Here is a 20,353-nt window from a genome sequence, read left to right as displayed (position 1 = left end):
CTCAGCGGACGATGCCGAGCATGTGCCCGATCTCACGGCGGCTCGAGATGCCGAGACGGCGCATGATGTTCGCCACGTGGTAGTCGACCGTGCGCTTGGAGAGGTGCAGGATGCCGGCGATCTCGCCGCTCGTGTAGCCCTGGCCCACCGCCTGCGCGATCGTGCGCTGCTGATCGGTCAGCTGCGCGGCGGGGTCGGCGCGGTCCGACTCGAGCAGCTCCGCCGTCGTCTGCGCGACGACGTCGTCGTACCGGCGTGAGAGGTTGACCGCGCCGAGCTCGGTCAGCTCGGCGCTCGGCCCTTCGTAGAGGGCGAGAGCGCGCGCGGGGTCGGGCCTCCCCCGGGTGCCGAATCGGCTGTAGTAGATGCCGGCGACGATCCGCACCCACGCACGCCCGAGCGGGTCGTCATCCGGTGAGAGCAGGTCGAGGGCCCGGGCGATGGCGGCCGCCGCCTCGGGGTGCCGCTCGTCGTGCTCGGCGAGCATGGAGACGTTCGCCCAGTAGTACGCCGTGGCGGTCGCTCCGTCTTCGTGGCTCCACTCGACGATGCCGCGACGGAACTCGTCGATGCGCCCGAGGTGCCAGGCGGCGAGCTGGGTGAGCATCCGCCACTCCTCGGGCCGGTAGGGCTGGCGATACCCCGACTCGGCGGCTTCGTCGAGCGCGCGCCGCAGCCCTGTCCAGTCCTCGCGCGTGATCTCGACGATGAAGCGAGCGTGCGTGAGCACCATGCGCGCCAGGAATACCGGGGTTTCACGGCACAGCCGTTCTGCGCGCTCGAGGATCGGTCTGCTGGCCTCGAGGTCGCCGCGCAGCGCGAGCAGCAGCCCGTGCACCGAGAGCGCCTGCGGCTCGAGCCAGTCGTGTTCGATCGAGTCGGCGGGAGCCGTCGTGGACCGCACGACCTCCGCGGCATCCTGCCACCGCCCCTGCCGGATGCGGACGAAGGCGAGCTCGACGTCACCGTGGATGCGCACCCCGTGCCGCCACGACGGGGCGAGCCGCGCGCCGCGGGCGAGGTTGATGGCCGCCTCGGCGAGCCTGCCGGTGACGTGGTCGATGCTGCCGAGGCAGATGAGGGCGAGCGCGTGGTCGGCGGAGAGGTTGTTGCGGACGCGAAGCGGCGCCAGTGCCGCCGCGAGAGCTCGGCGGGCCTCGGTGCCGGCACCCGTGTGCAGCTCGACGAAGGCCTCGAGACCGAGCAGGTCGAACGGGATGTGCGCGGGCACGACGACCGCGCCGGAGGGTCGGGATGCCTCGGACGCGGCCGCGATGGCGCGACGCGCGGCGTCGATGCAGCGGCGGGCCCGCGCCCACGCACCCGATGCCGCAGCACCCGTCGCGAGGTAGGAGTAGAGCATGGGCAGGAGGAGACCCTCGTCGGCGAGCGGATCGGATGCCGCCGGGTCGGCGAGGTCACCGGCGCCGTTGCCGGTACCGTCGGCGGCGGCGATCGCGTCGATCCGCTCCATCGCCCCGTCGAGGTCGCGGATCCCGATCTGCAGCATCGCCAACACCCCGTCGCGGAGCACTCCCGGGCCCAGGGCCGCGATCTCGTCGCGATGTCCGCAGAGAAGATCGGCGCGATAACCGCGCAGCGCGATGGAGCACGCGAGCGGCAGTCCGCGCTCGTCGGCCCGCTCGTGGGCCGCGAGCGCGCTGCGCACGGCGACCTCCGTCTCGCGACGCCGCCATGCCGCGCGCGCTTCGTCGATGAACTGGTCAGCCGACATTCGGTTCCTCCGGTCGCGCTGAGTATCCCAGCGCACGACGACGCAGGCCCGAGGCTTGCGGTCGCCGCTCCGGTAGGCAAGCCGTCGCGCGACCGGCCGCGTGAGACGGTCAGCCGCGTGAGACGGCCAGCGGTCGGCGGTTAGGCTGACGGGGTCGACCAGCCCCGACGGAAAGAGCTCCTGATGTTCGAGATCATGACCGTCTGCACCGGCAACGTGTGCCGTTCTCCCCTAGCCGAGCAGCTGCTGCGCACGCGCCTGGCCGGCCTGCCGGGCACCGTCACCAGCGGTGGGACCTACGACATGGGCGGCGCGCCGATGCCCGCCGAAGCCCAGCGTCTCGCCGTCGAGAACGGCGTCGCCGCCGACATGGCGGACGCCCACCGCTCGCAGCTCATCTCGCCGGCACGGCTCGGGTCGCCCGACCTGATCCTCGCGATGGCCCGCGAGCACCGCCGCAGCATCGTCGAGCTCGCGCCGAGCCGCCTGCGCGTGGCGTTCACCCTGCGCGAGTTCGCCCGGCTCGCTGCCGATGCGAGCGACGACGAGCTCCGCACCGCCGCGGATGCCGCCGGGGATGACCCTTCGGCGCGACTGCGGGCGTCGGTCGCGGCGGTCGCTTCGCACCGCGGCATGGCGCTTCCCCCGGAGTCGCCCGACGATGACGACGTCATCGACCCGTACCGCCGGTCGTGGAACACCTACCAGCTCTCGGGCTCGCAGCTCGTGCCGGCGATCGACGAGGTCGTGCGCGTCGTCCGGCTCGCCGTCGCCCCCGCCTGAGACCGAGCCGGAGCCTGCCGACTCGCGTCAAACTGCGAGGTTCTATATGGCCCGCATCCGGACATCCTCACCAGTCCAATCGAGAACGGAGCGGACGGCGCGGCCGTGCTGGGGCTACGGGTTAGGGACCTCACCGACGGGAGGAAGGCTGCCCTCCCCGATGCTCTCGCCCGACCCGTCGCCGCTCCCCGAGCCGTCACCGCTCCCCGAACCGTCACCCACGGCTCCTCCGCCGCCGGTGTCTCCGTCGCTTGTGGCGGGAACACTCGGCGTTGGTTCCGGCGTGACCGCCCCGCCCGAGTCACCGCCCGTGCCGGGGTTCGTGAACCCGCCGCCATTGTTGTTGGCGTTCTCGCGCTCGGCCTCGCGCTCGGCGAGGATCTCGGCGATCGCGAGCTCGTGGTTATCGCGCAGCGCATCGACCAGCGGCGGGTAGGCGACCATCTCGGCGACACCGAAGCCTCCGGCCGCCTGCGCGGCGGGCACCGCGGCAGCGGCGGAGGTCACCGCGTCGCGGAACGACTGCAGCGCTTGCCCGTACTCCTCGACCTCCGCCTCGGCGGAGGCCGGGAAGCTGGCGCCGAGCGCGGCGATCGACGCGGCGAACGCGTCACGCAGTGCGACGACCTGCGCGCGGACGGTTCGCGTCTGCTCGGTGAGCCCGGTGAGAGCGTCCGAGCGCTCGCGCACCGCGTCGATCTGCGCGCCGACCTCGCCGAGGTCGTCGGTGTCGATGGCTGGGCGGGTGTACGAGGCGGGCACCTCGGGCGCCGCGATCGCGTCGAGCCCCGCCCGCAGATCAGCCACCGCCTGTACGGCCGCGGCACGCGCCGGCTCATCGACGTATCCCTCGATCGTCGCGAGCGCAGGCTCGACGGTGTCGGCGTCGCTGCGGCCCTCGGCGACGAGGGTCTCGATGCGCGCGACGCCCGACTGCACGGCCTGCTCACCGTTGGCGAGCGACGCCTCATCGACCGAGAGCGCGCGAAGAGCGGATGCCGCGGGGCTGGCGTTCGCGAGCTGGATGCCGCCGAACACGCCGACGACCGCGACGACGGCGACCGCGAGAACGGCGAACGACACGTTGAGCCAGTCGGTGCGCTTGTGTCCCCGCCTGGGCATCTTGGGAGTGCCACCGGCGCCCGCTATCTGCGCGGGCGAGGCGGAGCGGGCGGCCTCGTCGACGAGGGCGCTCAGCCGCGCCGTCTCGTCGGAGCCGGCCACGGGAGCCGCCTGCTTCACGCGCGGCGGGCCGACGAGGGCGGCGAGGCGGCGGTCGTCGATGATGCTGTCGGCGGCGCGGTCCGCGTCATCGCTCGACCGACGATCGTCGGTGAAGAGATCGGCGAGAGAGTTCATCGGAAAGGGCCTCGGACTCGGACTCGGGCGCACGGAAGGGCGCGCGGATGTCGGTGGAGCGTCTGGTCTCGTGAAAGGATACCCGGCGACACCGACGACAGGAGAACCGTGGAACTCCACGACTACATCCGCATCCTGCGCCGCAACATCGTGCTGATCATCGCGACCACGCTCATCGGCATCGCCGCGGGTGCGGCGTCGGCGCTCGTCACGCCGCCGCGGTACGACGCCACGACGCAGCTGTTCGTGGCCACGCAGTCCTCCGGCGGCGCGACGAACAACGAGCTGCGCCAGGGCACCGACTTCGCCCGGCAGGCGGTGCAGAGCTACGTCAACATCATCCCGACGGCGCTCGTGCTCGATCCGGTGATCGACGACCTCGGCCTCGATGAGAGCGCCGCCGAGCTCGCCGAACGGGTCTCGGTCTCGTCCACGCAGAACACGGTCGTCATCTCCATCACGGTCTCCGACCCCGGTCCCGAGGGCGCGGCGCGGATCGCGAACGCCATCGCGGACAGCTTCACCACCGTCGTCGCGGAGCAGCTCGAACGCTCGACCGCCGAACGCCCGAGCCCCGTTCGCATCGAGACGGTGCAGCCCGCGCAGGTCCCGGTCGATCCGGCCGCGCCGAACATGCGGCTCGCCCTCGCGCTCGGCGCGCTCGTGGGCCTCGCGGCCGGTGTGGCGATCGCCATCCTCCGCGCCGTCGCCGACACCCGCATCCGCACGGTCGAAGACGTCGAGAAGATCGTGTCGGCGCCCCTCCTCGGCGGGATCGCCCTCGACCCGGAGTCGAAGAAGCGGCCCCTGATCGTCGCGGCCTCCGCCCGCGACCCGCGCGCGGAGGCGTTCCGCGCGCTGCGCACCAACGTGCAGTTCCTCACCACCTCGGGCGGTCCGCTCGCGTTCGTCGTGACGAGCGCCAACCCGTCGGAGGGCAAGTCGACGACCGCCGCGAACCTCGCGATCGCGTTCGCCGAGACCGGCGCCAAGGTCGCACTGATCGATGCCGATCTGCGGCGCCCCAAGACGGCGGAGTACTTCGGCATCGAGGGTGCTGTGGGCCTCTCCGACGTCCTCGTCGGGCGCGTGAGCCTGCTCGACGTGCTGCAGCGCTGGGGCCAGGGCACGCTCTTCATCCTTCCGTCGGGCGCCGTCCCACCGAACCCGGCCGAGCTGCTCGGGTCGTCGGCGATGTCGAAGCTCCTCGACGAACTGCGCACCGCATTCGATGTCGTCATCATCGACGCTCCCCCGGTCCTCGCCGTCACGGATGCCGCGGTCGTCGGTCGCGCCGTCGACGGCGTGATCCTCGTCGCGGCGGCCGGGTCGACCACCCGTGCGCGCCTGACCTCGGCGGTCAAGAACATCGAGACCGCCGGTTCCCGTATCGCTGGAAGCGTCGTGACGATGCTGCCGACCGCCGGCGCCGATAAGACGTCGTACGGCGTTTACGCATACGTGGCAAAAGGCGACTGACCAGCGATAACCAGCACGTGGCGAGGCCGCCCTAAGGCGTGTGGAACAATGACAGAGCCGTCGACCCGGACACCTATAGGGGGAATTACCACGTGGAACTCCGCGATTACCTGCGCATCCTGCACAGGAACTGGATCCTCCTTCTCGCGCTCCTGATCGTGGGCACCGGCGCCGGGGCGGCGTACGCGCTGCTGCAGACGCCGCGCTACGAGGCATCTACGAGCCTGTACGTCTCGGTGCGCACCGAGGGAGCCGCCACCGGAGAGCTCGTGCAGGGCACGACGTTCGCCCGCCAGATGGTGACGAGCTACGTCGACGTCATCCCCACTTCGCTCGTCCTCGAGCCGGTGATCGAGGAACTCGATCTGGATCAGACGGTCGCGCAGCTGGCTGAACGGATCAGCGCGAGCACTCCGCTGAACACCGTGCTCATCAACATCAGCGTCAACGATGCCGACCCCGAGCTCGCCGCGCGCATCGCGAATGCGACCGCCGAGAGCTTCACCACAGCAGTCCAGAACACGATCGAGCGCCCGGCCGACGGTCAGGGCACTAGCCCCGTCCAGGTGACCGTCACGCAGCTCGCGACCGCCCCCGAAGCTCCCTCGAGCCCGAACATCCCCCTCTACATCGCGATCGGCGCACTGCTGGGCCTCGCCCTCGGTGTCGGCTTCGCCGTGCTGCGGTCGGTGCTCGACACCCGCATCCACACGCTGCACGACCTCGAGCAGCTCACCGACAAGCCCATGCTCGGCGGCATCGCCTTCGACAACGAGGCGTCGAAGCGTCCGCTCATCGTGCACGCCGATCCGCGCAGCCCGCGCGCCGAGTCGTTCCGCACGCTGCGCACCAATCTGCAGTTCTTGAACGTCGAAGACGGCCCGCGCAGCTTCGTCGTCTCCAGCGCCGGCCCCGGTGAGGGCAAGTCGACCACGACCGCGAACCTCGCCATCGCCCTCGCCGAGACGGGCGCGCGCGTCGCTCTGGTCGACGGCGACCTCCGCCTCCCCCGCGTCGCCGACTACATGGGCGTCGAGGGCGGTGTCGGCCTGACCGACGTCATCATCGGTCGCGTGCCGCTCGTCGACGCGCTGCAGAAGTGGGGCCAGAACCAGCTGTTCGTGCTGCCCAGCGGCCCGGTTCCGCCGAACCCCAGCGAGCTGCTCGGCTCGAGCTCGATGGACAACGTGCTCGCCGCTCTCACCGAGCACTTCGACTACGTGCTGATCGATGCGCCGCCGCTGCTGCTCGTGACCGACGCCGCCGTGCTCAGCAAGAAGACCCGCGGTGTCATCATGGTCGCCGCATCGGGCCGCACAAAAAAGCAGGAGCTGCAGGGCGCGTTCCGCACCCTCGACACCGCCGGCGGCACGCTGCTCGGTGTCGTCGTGACGATGCTCCCGACCAAGGGCCCCGACAGCTACGGCTACGGCGCGTACACCTACGGCTCGACCCACGTGGTCGACCAGGCCCCCGTGCAGCTGAGCCGCGCCGAGGCGAAGGAGAAGCGTCGCGCCGAGCGAAGCGAGTCGACGGGCGCACGTCGCAGCTGATCCTCTTCTGACCCGGTCGCATCAGACCGGCCACGAGCCCGCGGAGCCCCGAGCTTTGCGGGCTCGTTCGTTTCCGGCGGCGGGCGCCGGTGTCCGGCGGCGGGCGAGGTCAGTTCGTGGGGCAGACGACGACGCCCGGGGCCTCGGCCAGCGACGCCGCCTCTCCGCACAGGTCGGCCCCGCCGGGCTCGAGCCGCGGGAAGCCGGCGATGTTCTCGGGCGGGGCGTCGAGGAGCGCCACGTGTGAGCCCGACATCACAACGACGCCGACGAGGACGCCCCAGTGCGTCGCGACCCACTCGGCATCCACCGATGCCACGGCCGACGCCTGCTCGCGCTGCTGCTCGAGCTCTGCACCGTCGCGAGCGGCAGCAGTAGCGGCGGCGCTGACGGCCGGCACCGCGAGGCATCCTACGAGCGCGGCGGATACGACGACGGATGCCGCACGCGCGGCCGTTCCCGATCGCCAGAGCTGACGCAGTGCCGGCACGAGCGCGGCGACGAGCACGGGCGCGAAGGCGAGGATGCCGGGGGCGGGATGCCGCACCCACAGCGGCAGATGCCCCGCGGTGGACCACCAGCCGACGAAGGCGCCGAAGCCGAGCACGGCGGCCACGGCGAGGTGTGTGCGGGGCTCGGCGGCGAGCGTCGCCCAGAAGCGGTCGGTGCGGCGGGGCGGGAACCGCAGCAGCAGCCCCACGACGAGCACGGCGACGGCCACCACGACCGCGACGATGACCAAGGCCGGCGGCAGGTACCACGATGATGCGAGCGTCGTCAGCTTCTCCGCGAAGGTCGTGTGCGCGACCTGACCGCCGCTCCGGATGAAATCACGCGTGGCCCGCAGATGGTCGACGAAGCCGGCGGGTCCGAGCGCGATGAACGCGATGACCTCCACGAGCAACGTCGGCACGGCCAAGGCCACTGCCGGCACGATGAGAGCGCGGAAGCGCTGCAGCCACGGGCGTCCGTGCTGCAGCAGCAGCAGCAGCACCGCGACGATGAAGGCCGGCAGCGACAGCAGCGCGATGTACTTCGCCTGGATCGCGAGCCCGACGAGCAAGCCCGCGAGCCACGGTCGCCTGCGCAGCGCGACGAGTGCCCACGCCAGCAGCGCCGCAGCCGGCACCTCGCCCAGCACATCGGCGGGGCCCTGGATCGGCGAGGGCAGCGCCGCAGCGGTGAAGGCGAGGGGCACCGTGACGGCCACGAGGGCGGCCCAGCGCCCGCCCATGCGGTTCCCCAGAATGCCGACGGCCACGAGCAGGGCCACGAAGTACGCGGCGGGAACCAGACGCGCGCCGACGACCAGGTCCGCCCCGGTGGCCAGCACCGCGGCAATGGGGAGCAGCACGGCGGGGCCCGTCGAGATCCGCGCGTCGTAGGGCGTCAGCTCGCTGCCCGAGAGTGTGCCGTCGCTGGTGTAGCCGAGCCCCCGCAGGAGGTTGACCGGAACGGTCAGGTTGAAGGCCTCGTCCTCCCAGAGCCTCGTCGCGGTGAGGCTCTGCCACAGCACGATCGCGTGGGCGACCGCGAGGAGCGCCGCGACGATCCAGAATGCGGCGGTCCGGAACGTGCGGGGCATCTCAGGCCTCCTGTCGCGCCGGCTCGCGCAGGGCGCGCATCGGGGCGGCGGGACGCAGCGACAGCTGCCACAGCTCGACTAGGGCGTCGCGCGCGAAGGCGCGCAGGCGCGGGGGCGGCAGCATCGGCTGACCGCTCGTCCCCCACATGGTGCCCGTCGTCTCCGAGCCGCGGCGAGGCAGGCTGCGGACGGCGACGTAGCGCACCCGCATCCGGCGACGAGCCTCGGCGAGCGAGAAGTGCACATGCGGCACCAGCGCATCGGGCCCGACGGCATCCAGCAGCGTCGCGATGACCTCGGGACGGTACGCACGAAGCGGAGTGTTGATGTCGGGCACTCCGCGACCGGCGAACGGGCGGATAACCAGGCGCAGCCCCGCGCTCAGCACGCGGCGGTACCAGGGGTCTTCGCGGCCGCGGCGCACACCGTGCACGACGTCGGCGTTCTCGGCCTCGAGCGCCGCGATGACGCGAGCGATGTCCTCGCCGGTGAACTGCCCGTCGCCGTCGACGTGCACGACCAGATCGGCCGACGTCGCGAGCCCGGCTCGGTAGGCGGCGAGCGCGGTGGGACCGTGCCCCCGGTTCGCAGCTTGTGTCTGCACCTCGACACCGGGCAGCTCGAGCTGCGCGATGACGGATGCCGTCGCATCCGTCGACCGGTCGTCGGCCACGATCACGCTGAGCCGGCCGCAACGCGGCGCGACGTGCTCGACGATCTCCTGCAGGAACCCGGCGATACCGTCGGCCTCGTTGTAGGCGGGCATGACGATAGCGATGTGCTCGAAACTCACGTGGCTCCCCGTGCTTACCGGTGATGTCCCGGGCGCGGACAACGCCTGTAGCCTAGTCGAGCCATGTCACTGACCCCCCGCGTGAAGCGCGCTGCCGCTCTGAGTGTGCGCTTCCTCACCGTCGGAGGCATCAGCACCCTCATCGAGATCGTCACCTTCAACATCCTGTTGCTCGGAATCGGATGGGATGTCGTCGCCGCGAAGATCGTCGCGTCGCTCGTGGCCCTCATCAACGCGTACTTCGGCAACCGGCAGTGGACGTTCAAAGACCGCGCACGCCGCCGCCGCTGGGTCGAGATCACGCTGTTCGTGATCGTCAACGCCGTCTGCACCGCGCTCGGCGCACTGCTCGTGTGGGGCGGAGTCGAGGCCGCGTCGGCGCTGCTCGGCCGCCCGGCCGGGCCGTTCGTCGTCAACGTCGTCAACCTCGTGAGCATCGTCATCGTCGTGCTTGCCCGCTTCGGCTTCTACCATGGGCTGGTCTTCCGCGCGGGTCCAGCTGACCGGACCGGTACGGCGCGCGCCTGACCGGGCCTACGCGTCGCGGCGGATGCGTCAGCCGGCGCAGCCCGGCGCCTCGATGGTGACCGGGGTGTCACGCACCATCGGGGTGTGCCAAACATCCAACGGTCCGTATTCGCCACCCGGCGTGCCGGTGAACGTAGCTGTCACCGTGTGCGAAGACGCGGGCTCGTTCTCGACGTTGACCTTCACTGCGGGACGACCGAGGTGGTCGACGGGAGTCGCGCCGACCGGGTTGCCATCCACCGAGGCCGAGACGAAGGTCGAGCCGACCGGTCCGTAGAGGACGAGATCGGTGCTCGTCACGCCCTTCGGGAAGAACCGGGCTGGTGACACGTAGCGGGGCAGCCCTCGTACGTCGTCCGGCTGCAGGCTGTAGTTCAACGACGACGTGACTGTGAAGGTCGGCGCCGTCGCAGCGTCGACGGAGCAGACGTCGGACGCCACGGTGACCGCGGTGTCCATGTAGTAGTCGAGCTTGCCCTCGGTGATGTCGTTGACGTACGACCCGATCATGGTGATCCCCGAGTTGTCGGCCGGGAGTCGCCCCGTCATCCGACTCCCAGCGATCATCTCGGCCTCGGCCTGCGACGTCGGCACGTAGAGTACGCGTCCTTCCTCGGCCGCGCGCGCCACCTGGTCGACGAGCGCTCGCGGGTTCGAGACCGAGGTGATCGAGTCGAATACCGCGCCGGCGGCCACGGCGAAGAACGCGTCCTGCCGCGTGTTGTCGAACACCGGGTCACCGCTGTTGAAGCGCTCGTACACACCGTTCAGGAGAGTCGGCACGACGTTTCCCGCGTCGAGGGTGTCTCCCGTGGGCAGCGTTACCGGGCCCGTCGCTTCCATGAGGTAACTGAGGGCCACCGGGTCGATGGAGACGGTTCCGTCGATCGGGGTGCCGAACTGCTCTTGCCAGAAGGCCGCCATGACGCGCGCCGAGTCCGGGAAGTCCGGCGTCGTGGTCACGTCTTGCATATAACGGCCGATCTTGTCGCCGTAGAGGGCGACAGCCGCCGGATCGAGGTCGACGATCGGGTCCGGACGGCCGTTGTCGAAGTCGGTGCTGGAGGCCTGCTGCGTGATCGAGATCGCCCCGTTGTCGGCCGTGATCATCACCAGCGAAGCGGGGTTGCCGCCGGTTCCCCGCGATTCCGCGTTGTTCTGGACAAGCACGAGGTAGTTGCGTGGGCCCTCGGCGCCGAGGATCCCCGGAAGGATCGCGAGCGTCTTCTGCGCGGGCCCGACCACCGGCTCAATCTGCGCGAGCGCTTCATCGAGCTGAGTGACTCCGGACGCGACCTGATCGATCAGCGCCGACCGATCGATGCCGTCGACGGTCGAACGCGCGTCGGTGAGCGCGACGGAGGCGCGGTCGAGGATGTCGGAGGCGACATCGAGCTGCGCAACGTCGATACGACCGTCGACCGGGGCCAGACTCGAGAGACTGAGTTCCGTCGCAGGTTCGAGCGCGTTGACGACGAGGTCGTCGATCGTCTGCGCGACCTCGCGCACGGCGGTGAGGTTGGCACCCACCACCGGTATGGCCTCTCCGAACCGCCAGAGGTCGCCATCGGCCTGCTCCTTCGCATCCGTGGTGAGGCTGCGCAGTTGCGCAACCGTCGCGCGTGCTCCCTCGGTGTCGCTCGCGAGCACCTGTTCTTTCGCCGTCGACGCGAGAGGAATCGCGCTCTGCAGCGAATCACGGGCGGCAAAGGCCCGGTCGGCAATTGCCTTCGCCACCAGCGCGCCGCCAATACCCACCGCGACGATGAGGAGCAGGATGACGATGGGCACCCAGAAACGGAAGCTCTTGAGCAGCGGGCGCTTCACCTTGCGGGAACGGCGGGTCTCTTCGGGCACCAGCACATCCTAGAAGGGGCTATCTGCGTATCCGCCCGCTTCAAGGACACCACTCGACACGTCTGCTCCCAGCGCCGGATCTGAGACCCGTTTACACACTGGACACACGCTGAAGGTAGCCTGAGCATCTGCGATGTACCGAACGAGGGGTGCGGTGTGACGTCGGAGGCAGGTTACGCGATCAGACCGGGCGGAACGCCGCCCGGTACTGAAGCGAGCGCGAGCGAAATCAGCCCGCCCACCTCCACTTCGCCTACGCCGACGATTGTCACGCCGCGTGATTGGCGCCCTGCGTACGCTCGCCGGCTGCGGATCACCGATTTCTTCGTGCTGGTGGCGGTCGTGTTCGGCGCCCAGATCATCTGGTTCGGCACCGGCAATGCGGCAGTCGACATCAGGGCCGACGTTCGGATCACCGAGCTGTCGTACTGGTACTTCTCGACTGGCCTCGTCCTCATCTGGATGATGGTCCTCCACCTCATCGACTCGCGAAGCCACCGCATCGTCGGCACCGGAATGGCCGAATACCGGCGGGTCGTCGACGCGAGTTTCCGGCTCTTCGGCTTCATTGCGATCTTCGCGTTCCTCTTCAAGGTCGACGTCGCTCGCGGCTTTCTCTTGATCAGCCTTCCCGCCGGGATATTGGCACTGGTTGTCGAGCGCTGGCTGTGGCGCCAGTGGCTCATCCGCAAGCGGCGGCACGGGGACTACACGGCCCGCGTCCTGCTCGTCGGGTCGGAGCAATCGGTCGCACATATCGCATTCGAGCTCCAGCGCACGCCGGAGGCCGGATACGCGGTCGTCGGAGCTTGTGTTCCCACCGGTCGGATCGCCGACACGATCCGCGGAACGACCATCCCGATCATGGGCAACGTCAATACGATCGAACGGGCGCTGCGAGTCACCGGAGCTGACACCGTCGCGGTCACGAGCACGGACGACCTTCCTCCGATGAAGGTTAAGCAGATCTCCTGGCAGCTCGAGTCCGGGCGGCAGCACCTCGTTCTCGCGCCGAGCATTGTCGACATTGCCGGCCCCCGGCTTCATACGCGACCGGTCGCAGGTCTCCCCCTCATCCATGTCGAGACACCACGGTTCAGCGGTGGTCAACGATTGGTGAAGCGAATGGTCGATCTTCTCGTCAGCGTGGTGGGGGTGATCATCATCAGCCCGCTGCTCGTTTTTCTTGCCATCACAGTCCGGCTGACGTCCAGCGGTCCGGTCCTCTTCCGCCAGAAGCGAGTCGGACTCCGCGGCCGCGAGTTCACCATGCTCAAGTTCCGCTCCATGGTCGTCAACGCCGAAGAGATCCTGCCCGAGCTGCTCGCGAAGCAGCGAGATGTGGGCAACGAAGTGCTGTTCAAGATGAAGGACGACCCGCGCGTTACGCCCATCGGGCGCATCATGCGGAAGTTCAGTCTCGACGAGCTGCCGCAGCTCTTCAACGTGATCGCCGGCTCAATGTCGCTGGTGGGACCGCGCCCGCCGTTGCCCTCCGAGGTCGAGCAGTATGCGGACCATGTTCACCGCCGGTTCCTCGCGAAGCCCGGTATCACTGGCCTCTGGCAGGTCAGCGGGCGCTCAACACTTTCGTGGGAAGAATCTGTGCGGCTCGATCTTTCGTACGTCGAGAACTGGAGTCTGATGGGCGACCTCGTGATCGTCCTGAAGACAGCTCGAGCGGTGCTCGCGCCGGGGGCGACGGCACTGTGAAAGCGGCGGCGTGCACGCATCAGAGGGCGCGCACAGAGCTATGAAACGCACGACGATGGAGGCCCTTTTATGCTGATTGTCGCCGTCCACAGTTCCTCCGAACTGTACGGGTCCGACCGTTCATTCCTAGCGATCTGCCTCGCCGGTGTTCGCGCTGGCCATCGGGTCATCGCCCTTCTCCCCGAAGAAGGGCCGCTGGCCGACCGCCTCCGACCCCAGGGAGTCGACGTGCGGGTGACGGACGTCGCGGTGCTACGCAGGACCGCCATCGGGACCGTTGCGGGCTGGCGAGGGCTCTGGCGCGGACTGTTGCGCAGCGTGTCGGTGGCGAGAAAATTGCGTAGACCGCCAGCCGGTCAACAGACGGTGATCGTCTCGAACACGTCGGCAGTGATGTCCGGACGACTCATCGCGGCCCTGAGCAAGACGCCTCATGTGCAAATTGTCCGCGAGATTTACACAAGCTCCCTTGAACGCAAATTGTTCGAGATGTTGGTCAAGCGTTCTGCCGCCGTCATCTGTGTTTCTGAAGCAGTCCGCGATCAGTTCAAGAGCGCTGAGGCGTGGGGCACGCGTGTCGAAGTCGTCTACTCAGGGGCCGAGCTCGCTCATTCCGACCTGACGGCCCGCGAAGAGCACGACGGCCCGCTTCGAGTCGTCTGTGTGGGGCGGTTGAGTAGCTGGAAGGGACAATCTACGCTCATTCGCGCCGCGGCCAGGCTCGCGGAAGGCGGTATAGCGACACACGTCAAACTCGTCGGCGGCGAGTACGGAGGATCCACAACCGTTACTCGCGAGCTGGCGGGACTCGCGAGTGACCTGGGCATGTCCGAATCGGTCGAGTTCGTGGGGGAGGTCGACGACCCCAGTGACTACTATCAGTGGGCCGACGTGGTGGTCGTTCCGTCTGAGCGCCCGGAACCCTTCGGCAAGGTGGTGATCGAAGCTATGAACACCTCTAGACCCGTAGTAGCGTCCGACCAAGGAGGCCCGGCGGAAGTCATCAGAGGCTCGGGGGCAGGGAGGCTCTTCGCGCCGGGCGACTCGGAATCTCTCGCCCGCGAACTCGCAAAGATCGAGCCAGGCACCGCTGAGTGGCAGGCCATGTCGCATGCCGCATTCCAGCGAAGCCAGACGTATTCCGTGCACACAAACGCAAATACCGTACTGAGCATCGTGCAGGCGGCGGAAACGGGCGGGCGATGACCGGCGGGCCGATCCTGGTAACAGTCTGCACTTACGGCAGGCTAGACGGGCTCAGCAAGCTGCTGACAAGTATCGAGACGGAGCTGGGCGAGGGCGATTGCGTCTTGGTTGTCGACAACAACGCTACGCCTTCGGCAGAAGCACAGCTCTCCGAGCGGTTCGGTGATGTGCGGTTCGTACATGAGCCCGAGCCGGGGATCCCGGCCGCTCGTAACCGGGCGGTCGCGGAGGTGTCGGACGAGTGGGCGCTCATCTTCATTGACGACGACGAGTTCGTACCGTCGGGCTGGCTCGAAGCTCACCGGCGTTTCGCCGCAGAATCGACCGCGGACGTCTTTTTCGGACCGGTGATCTCCTCCTACGATGATGGAGCGGACGACCGAATCTTGAGGGGCGACATCCTCGACCGCCCTCGTCGTTCGAGCGGCACATCGATGCCATACGGGCCGACCAACAACACGCTAGTGAAGTCGGAGTGCCTCCGCCGCTTCGCGGATCTCCGATTCGACGGGCGCTTTACTCGCTCCGGCGGGAGCGATGTTGACTTCTTCGCGCGAATGCGCGAGCGCGGCGCATCTCTCGTATGGAACGACGACGCGGTCGTGTACGAGACGGTCCCCGCAGAGCGGGCATCTGTCGCTTGGGCAAAGGCGCGTTACCGACGAGTCGGCCATAACCGCGTCGCGCTCGCTGCACCATCGCGGTCGCGATTCCGGCTATGGGCATCCGCTCTGGCGCGAACAGCGCTAGGTGCGCCCTTCATGCTGCACGAGCGGGTCACGAGACGTACGACAAGAGCCGGTAGCGGGCGCGTGTGGACTGCGCAAGGGATGCTGGAAGCGCTTCGGGGCCAGAGTATCCATGAGTACCAACGCTGAGCGGACGTCCGATTGGTCTCGGTCATCCGAGACCTGGAAACCGCACTTGAGGTTGATTGACTACCCCCTGTTGATCTGCCCGTCACTCGCCTATGTTTCTCCGCACGTTGCAACGACTTGCAGTTGGCCGGCTTTCCGGTCAGCGCCACCGATCCCCGCGTAGCGGGGAGGGAGGGTAGTTCCTGATGAGAGCACTCACCACTATTCTGCTCGCCGCAAGCTTGATCGCCGCACCTGGCTCCACGTCGGCACATGCGACCGCCGCGTACGGTATCTCTTCACCAATGGCCGGGGCGGTCGCTGCGGGTAGATCTCACCTCGCCGAGATGGGCGATGAGAAGTTCGCCGCGGTGGGGACGACAGCAGCGACGCAAGTGGCTTCGTTCGAGAAAGTTGGCAACGTATCAACTGCGCACCCAAGAATTCTCTTGACGAGCGCAGACGTTACTCGGATCCGCGCGCAGGTCACGAGCAATACTGCTCAAAAGCAACAGTTCGACCTCGTACGTCAGCGCGCGGATGCCGCGCTGGGGCAGCCGCTCGCGACGTATCCCGCTGGGAAGCGCATGCTGGAAACAAGTCGGACGGTGCTGGACCGAGCGCTGAATCTCGGCATGGCTTATCTCGTCACCGCCGACACGAAGTACGCGGAGCGGCTACGTCGTGAGGTTGTAGGAGTCGCAGCGTTCAAGGATTGGGGGCCTTCGTCGTTCATCGACACGGCAGAAATGGCCACTGCCGTAGCCATTTCGCTTGATTGGTTGTGGCCCTACTTGACCACCGCGGACCGCGCAACCCTGTCTCGATCGCTGGTCGAGAAAGCTATCACGCCCGCCCTGACAGTGTACAAGTCGGGATTCAGTTCATCCGGTTCGTCGGAGTCCAAAGAAACAAACTGGTCAGCTCTCACCAGCAACTGGAACGTGGTCATCAACTCTGGCATCGCCATGTCATCGTTGGCCATCTGGGATCAAGATCGAGCGACTGCTACAGAAGCGCTCACTCTGAGTCTCGATAACCTGAACCTGGGCCTTGCGGCTTATGGTCCGGACGGAGGTTACGCGGAGGGCCCGACCTACTGGGACTATGCAACGCGATACCTGACGAGCTTGGTGACATCGCTGCGCTCCGCGACGGGCGGAAGCGCAGGGATCACGGACACCCCCGGACTTCGGCAAACGGGTTACTTTCCGATACGAATGTCGAGCTCCGGCGGGACGCGCTTCGCTTTCGGAGACAGCGACGCGGGCAGTTTCAGATCTGCGGCATTGGTCGGATTGGGCCGAATCTTCAATGACGGCCACCTCACGCATGAAGGGGTCAACAATTCCGATGGGAGCTACCCGGCGCTTCGCGTTGCCTGGTTCGATCCCGCTACAACGCCCGCGGCCGCGTCCTATGCGAACATTCCTTTTGACGGCGCGTTCGAGGGGGCAGCCGCGACAACGCTTCGTTCCGCCTGGACGGGCGGGCGAGAGATCTTCGCGGGCCTACGAACCGGAGTTCGGCAGTCATCCGCTCACCAGAACCGCGACGCCGGCACCTTCGTTCTCGGAGCGCTGGGGCAGACCTGGGCTACCGAGTTGGGACAGGAAGACTACAACCTTCCTGGCTACTTCGAAGATGCGCCAACTGGCGCCCGTTGGAATTACTATCGCGAACGCGCCGAAGGGCAGAACACGCTCGTCATCAATCCTCGGGACGCGAGCAAACCCAGCCATTCGAGCGACAAGAACGAGAAGCGGGTTAGCTCAACCAGTCGCGATGGACTCGTAGTTGCGAATCTAGACGGGGTCTACGACAACGTCTCATGGAGCCGTGGCCTTCGGCTGAGCGGGGATCGCCGCGAGGTTTTCCTCCAGGATGAAGTGTCGGTGCCTGCGGGCGAGTTCGACGCAATGTGGACCATGCACACTGCGGCGCGGGTGCAGCTGAGCGCGGACGGGCGCACAGCGCGACTCTACCTGGGAGGTCGCGAACTCATGGCGCGCCTTACATCACCGGGTGACTTGAAATTCGCCGTCATGGCGGCGGAACCTCTCCCCACTTCGCCTCGCCCGCCGCAAACTGCGAACTCCGAACTGCAGAAGCTCGTTGTGATGGCTTCTGGCCGGAAGTCCTTGACGATCACCGTACAGTTCACGCCGGTCATGGGAGAGTCGCTCGGCGTAGCGAAGGCAGTAGTCCCGCTCGGATCGTGGTCAGCGTCGTCCGACTCCGGCGAGTCTCGCCTCACCTCGATCAGCATCGCCGGCAAACCTATCTCTAGCTTCGACGGGCGCAACTTCTCCTACTCAACCGAAGTCGATCCCACGGAGCCGGTACCGCCCGTAACTGCTACCGCGCCGCCCGGCAGCTCGATATCGATCTCACCAGCATCAACTTTGCCCGGGCGTACCAATATCTCCGTGAAAAGCTCGAGTGGCGCTGTGCGAACCTATGTGGTCGCGTTCGAGCGCGCGGCTACGCGACCGCGCTCCGTATCAGCTACTCGCACGACGGAGAACGCACCAGCCGACACGGTCGATGGCAATTCAGGAACATACTGGGCCACATGGGGCGATCAAGCGATCACCTGGGATCTCGGTAGCGTCAAAGCGCTGAAGTCAATGGCTGTCGACTGGCGACAGAACTCCGCGGGTCGGACGAAGTACGAAGTGGAGACGTCTACTGATGGATCCACTTGGCGCAAAGTTCAGGACTTAACGCTGGACGGCAAATCCGCAACGCGAACCTTCACTCTGGGCTCGGGCTCCATGCGTTACGTGCGGCTACTCGTGCATGGCGACGAGACGAGCGATCGTTGGTCCGCGATCAGCGAGGTCAGGTTCTACGCATGGAACAACTCAGCCGTTGTGCCGTCGTCCGCGCTGTGGGCACCGGACGCTGGCAGTTTCCAAATCAGCGGCATTCCCGCTCAGATGAGCAAGGGAGAGTCGGCTCAGGCTACCTTCTCCCTGCCAGCTAGCCAGTGGGGCGCCGTCTCATTCTCATCGGGTAACCAGGCCGTGATTCGCGTGGGCACTGATCGAAGAGTCACAGCTGTCGGAGAAGGCGTGACGGAAGTGGGCGGCCTCATAGAGTCCGGCGGTGTCCTCCGCTCCGCGAGCACACGAGTCAAGGTTTCTGACGCCACCAGATATGAGGCACGTCCGTTGGCGGATTCGTATGTACAGGGAGGCGCGACAGCGAACCAGAATTATGGCGCTGGGTCGGGCGGCATGCTCGTGAAGCCGACCTCCCCCGGTTCATCCGATGGAGCCACAACCCGATACGCGTACGCGAAATTTGACGTCGCCTCTCTCCGCGGGCAGGAGATACGGTCCGCGGTACTCTCGATGTCGGGGACGGTCATTGACTCGGCCGATGTCCCTCGGGCGCGCGTGGACGCGCACACAACAAGTGCGGCGTGGACAGAGGGCGGCCTGACCTTCGCGAACAGGCCAGCTTTCGGCCCTACCGTTGCGAGCGCCTTCTTCACCAAGACGAGATCGGTTCAGAAGCTCGACGTCACGGAAGCGTTGCGGGCTCAACTGAAAAGCGGCGCCACCACACTGGATCTGGGCTTCACGCAGGACGACCCAGAGGGAGGCCGCCCCATCCTCGTCTCGCTGGACTCCCGGGAGAGCCAAAACTCTCCAGTACTGCAGGTCGTCATTCAGCCTCCGAAGCTGCCGGTCCTCAGCTCGAAGGCGACCCTGAGCCAGGGCGCCGCTCCGTCCACAACACACGACGGCAATCTGACTTCGTACTGGAACACCTGGGGGCGGCAGTCCATCACCTGGGAACTCGAAGAATCAGCACCCGTCAAATCTGTAGCGGTGCGGTGGCGCGCAAACTCATCTCAGCGGACAGTGTGGAGTATCGAAACGTCCGCCGATGGAGTTCAATGGAGGCGTCAGGCAGACAGTGTTGCCACGGGGCCGTCCGCAGTTCAGCAACTCGCGCTGCCGACCGCTGAGCAGGCGAAATTCGTCCGGTTCGTCGTCAACGGCGACGGGACCAAAGATCTCTATACCGGAATCAACGAGGTTTGGTTCTACGACTTCGACGTAACCGCACCGATCCCCGAGGCACCCCCCCGCATCCTCGGAACAGTCGAAGTCAGTTCGTCGCCTGCCAATCTCAACATCGGAAACTCAGCGCCCCTCACGGTGCGTGCGCTCGACACAACAGGCGCGGAAATCGAGGGCGCAAGGGTCGAGGTTCAGAGCAGTGCGCCCGAGATCGTGTCTATCGAGGATGATCGCATGCGTGCTGTGTCTGCTGGGTCCGCTACCGTCACCGCGACCGCTGAGTGGAACGGGGAAGAGCGCGCGAAGTCGGTTCAGGTTATTTCTGCGGATCCTTCCAGGGCGACTCTCGCCCCCTCGGGCGACGCGTATGTCCAAGGGGGTCAGGCGCTCAACCAGAACTTTGGCACTCAGTCCGGCGGCATGCTCGTCAAGCCAACAGAAGTCGGCGCGCAAGACAGCCAGCTCAGCAGATACGCTTTCGCGTCTTATGACATCGCTTCGCTGGCTGGCCGACAGGTGGAATCCGCGGTACTCACTGTGAGCGGGGCACTCATCGACTCTGCACCGACTCCCAGCTCGCGTATCGATGTTCACACCACTCGTGGGAGCTGGAACGAGCTGGAAGTCAACTTCGCGACTAAACCCTCATTCGGGCCGACCATCGCGAGCGCCACGTTCACCAAAGAGCGGTCCGCACAGCCAATGGATGTGACCGCGGCCGTCCGCGAGCATCTCGCTCAGGGTGCAAGCAGATTCGACGTCGGCTTTACCCGCGACCTCACCGCGGGCGAACGGGCATTACTTGTGAGCATCGAACCGCGCGAGAGTCGATACCCTCCGTCGCTGGAGATCAAGTTCAGCGACTGAA

The 20,353-nt window shown here is 67.2% G+C and carries 13 protein-coding genes; 8 read left to right on the top strand and 5 right to left on the bottom strand.

Annotated features, from left to right (window positions below; all coding sequences use genetic code 11):
* Position 1: 1 nt before the first annotated feature.
* Positions 2 to 1,735: a LuxR C-terminal-related transcriptional regulator gene (locus ACPYN5_RS00210; protein WP_424446967.1), complete on the bottom strand. Its 1,734-nt coding sequence runs from the start codon at positions 1,733 to 1,735 to the stop codon at positions 2 to 4.
* 183 nt (positions 1,736 to 1,918) lie between these two features.
* On the opposite strand from ACPYN5_RS00210, the gene ACPYN5_RS00205 reads away from it, so the two are divergent.
* Positions 1,919 to 2,518: an arsenate reductase/protein-tyrosine-phosphatase family protein gene (locus ACPYN5_RS00205; protein WP_424446966.1), complete on the top strand. Its 600-nt coding sequence runs from the start codon at positions 1,919 to 1,921 to the stop codon at positions 2,516 to 2,518.
* 114 nt (positions 2,519 to 2,632) lie between these two features.
* Here the strand turns inward: ACPYN5_RS00205 and ACPYN5_RS00200 are convergent, their stop codons facing one another.
* Positions 2,633 to 3,877: a hypothetical protein gene (locus ACPYN5_RS00200; RefSeq protein WP_424446965.1), complete on the bottom strand. Its 1,245-nt coding sequence runs from the start codon at positions 3,875 to 3,877 to the stop codon at positions 2,633 to 2,635.
* Between the two features lie 108 nt (positions 3,878 to 3,985).
* Here ACPYN5_RS00200 and ACPYN5_RS00195 point away from each other — a divergent pair, with 108 nt between their 5' ends.
* Together ACPYN5_RS00195 and ACPYN5_RS00190 are read left to right on the top strand one after the other, a co-directional pair.
* A complete protein-coding gene (locus tag ACPYN5_RS00195) occupies positions 3,986 to 5,356 on the top strand; it encodes a tyrosine-protein kinase domain-containing protein (RefSeq protein WP_424446964.1) in 1,371 nt (456 codons plus the stop codon).
* 92 nt (positions 5,357 to 5,448) lie between these two features.
* Complete coding sequence (locus ACPYN5_RS00190; RefSeq protein WP_424446963.1) at positions 5,449 to 6,909, top strand: tyrosine-protein kinase domain-containing protein; 1,461 nt, start codon at positions 5,449 to 5,451, stop codon at positions 6,907 to 6,909.
* 109 nt (positions 6,910 to 7,018) lie between these two features.
* Here the strand turns inward: ACPYN5_RS00190 and ACPYN5_RS00185 are convergent, their stop codons facing one another.
* A complete protein-coding gene (locus tag ACPYN5_RS00185) occupies positions 7,019 to 8,494 on the bottom strand; it encodes a hypothetical protein (RefSeq protein ID WP_424446962.1) in 1,476 nt (491 codons plus the stop codon).
* A 1-nt stretch (position 8,495) separates the two neighbouring features.
* A complete protein-coding gene (locus ACPYN5_RS00180) occupies positions 8,496 to 9,287 on the bottom strand; it encodes a glycosyltransferase family 2 protein (RefSeq protein ID WP_424446961.1) in 792 nt (263 codons plus the stop codon).
* Positions 9,288 to 9,350: 63 nt separating this feature from the next.
* On the opposite strand from ACPYN5_RS00180, the gene ACPYN5_RS00175 reads away from it, so the two are divergent.
* The gene (locus tag ACPYN5_RS00175; protein WP_424446960.1) at positions 9,351 to 9,815 is read left to right on the top strand and encodes a GtrA family protein; all 465 of its coding nucleotides are present in this window, start codon (positions 9,351 to 9,353) and stop codon (positions 9,813 to 9,815) included.
* Between the two features lie 27 nt (positions 9,816 to 9,842).
* Here ACPYN5_RS00175 and ACPYN5_RS00170 read toward each other — a convergent pair whose 3' ends face one another.
* On the bottom strand, positions 9,843 to 11,672 hold the full coding sequence (locus tag ACPYN5_RS00170) for a DUF4012 domain-containing protein (protein ID WP_424446958.1): 1,830 nt from the start codon (positions 11,670 to 11,672) through the stop codon (positions 9,843 to 9,845).
* A 156-nt stretch (positions 11,673 to 11,828) separates the two neighbouring features.
* Between ACPYN5_RS00170 and ACPYN5_RS00165 the strand changes: the two genes are divergently transcribed.
* The 4 genes from ACPYN5_RS00165 to ACPYN5_RS00150 all read left to right on the top strand — a co-directional run bounded on the left by ACPYN5_RS00165 (position 11,829) and on the right by ACPYN5_RS00150 (position 20,352).
* Complete coding sequence (locus ACPYN5_RS00165) at positions 11,829 to 13,385, top strand: sugar transferase (protein WP_424446957.1); 1,557 nt, start codon at positions 11,829 to 11,831, stop codon at positions 13,383 to 13,385.
* A gap of 69 nt (positions 13,386 to 13,454) precedes the next feature.
* Positions 13,455 to 14,591, top strand: coding sequence for a glycosyltransferase family 4 protein (locus ACPYN5_RS00160; RefSeq protein ID WP_424446956.1), 1,137 nt, complete (start codon positions 13,455 to 13,457; stop codon positions 14,589 to 14,591).
* Complete coding sequence (locus ACPYN5_RS00155) at positions 14,588 to 15,469, top strand: glycosyltransferase family 2 protein (protein ID WP_424446955.1); 882 nt, start codon at positions 14,588 to 14,590, stop codon at positions 15,467 to 15,469. Before ACPYN5_RS00160 ends, ACPYN5_RS00155 begins: the two co-directional genes overlap by 4 nt.
* 185 nt (positions 15,470 to 15,654) lie before the next feature.
* On the top strand, positions 15,655 to 20,352 hold the full coding sequence (locus ACPYN5_RS00150; protein WP_424446954.1) for a CBM96 family carbohydrate-binding protein: 4,698 nt from the start codon (positions 15,655 to 15,657) through the stop codon (positions 20,350 to 20,352).
* The last annotated feature ends 1 nt before the right edge of the window (position 20,353 follow it).

The organism is Microbacterium arborescens, assembly GCF_049707515.1.
GTDB classification, from domain to species: domain Bacteria; phylum Actinomycetota; class Actinomycetes; order Actinomycetales; family Microbacteriaceae; genus Microbacterium; species Microbacterium arborescens_B.
This window is presented reverse-complemented; position numbering and strand designations above follow the sequence as displayed.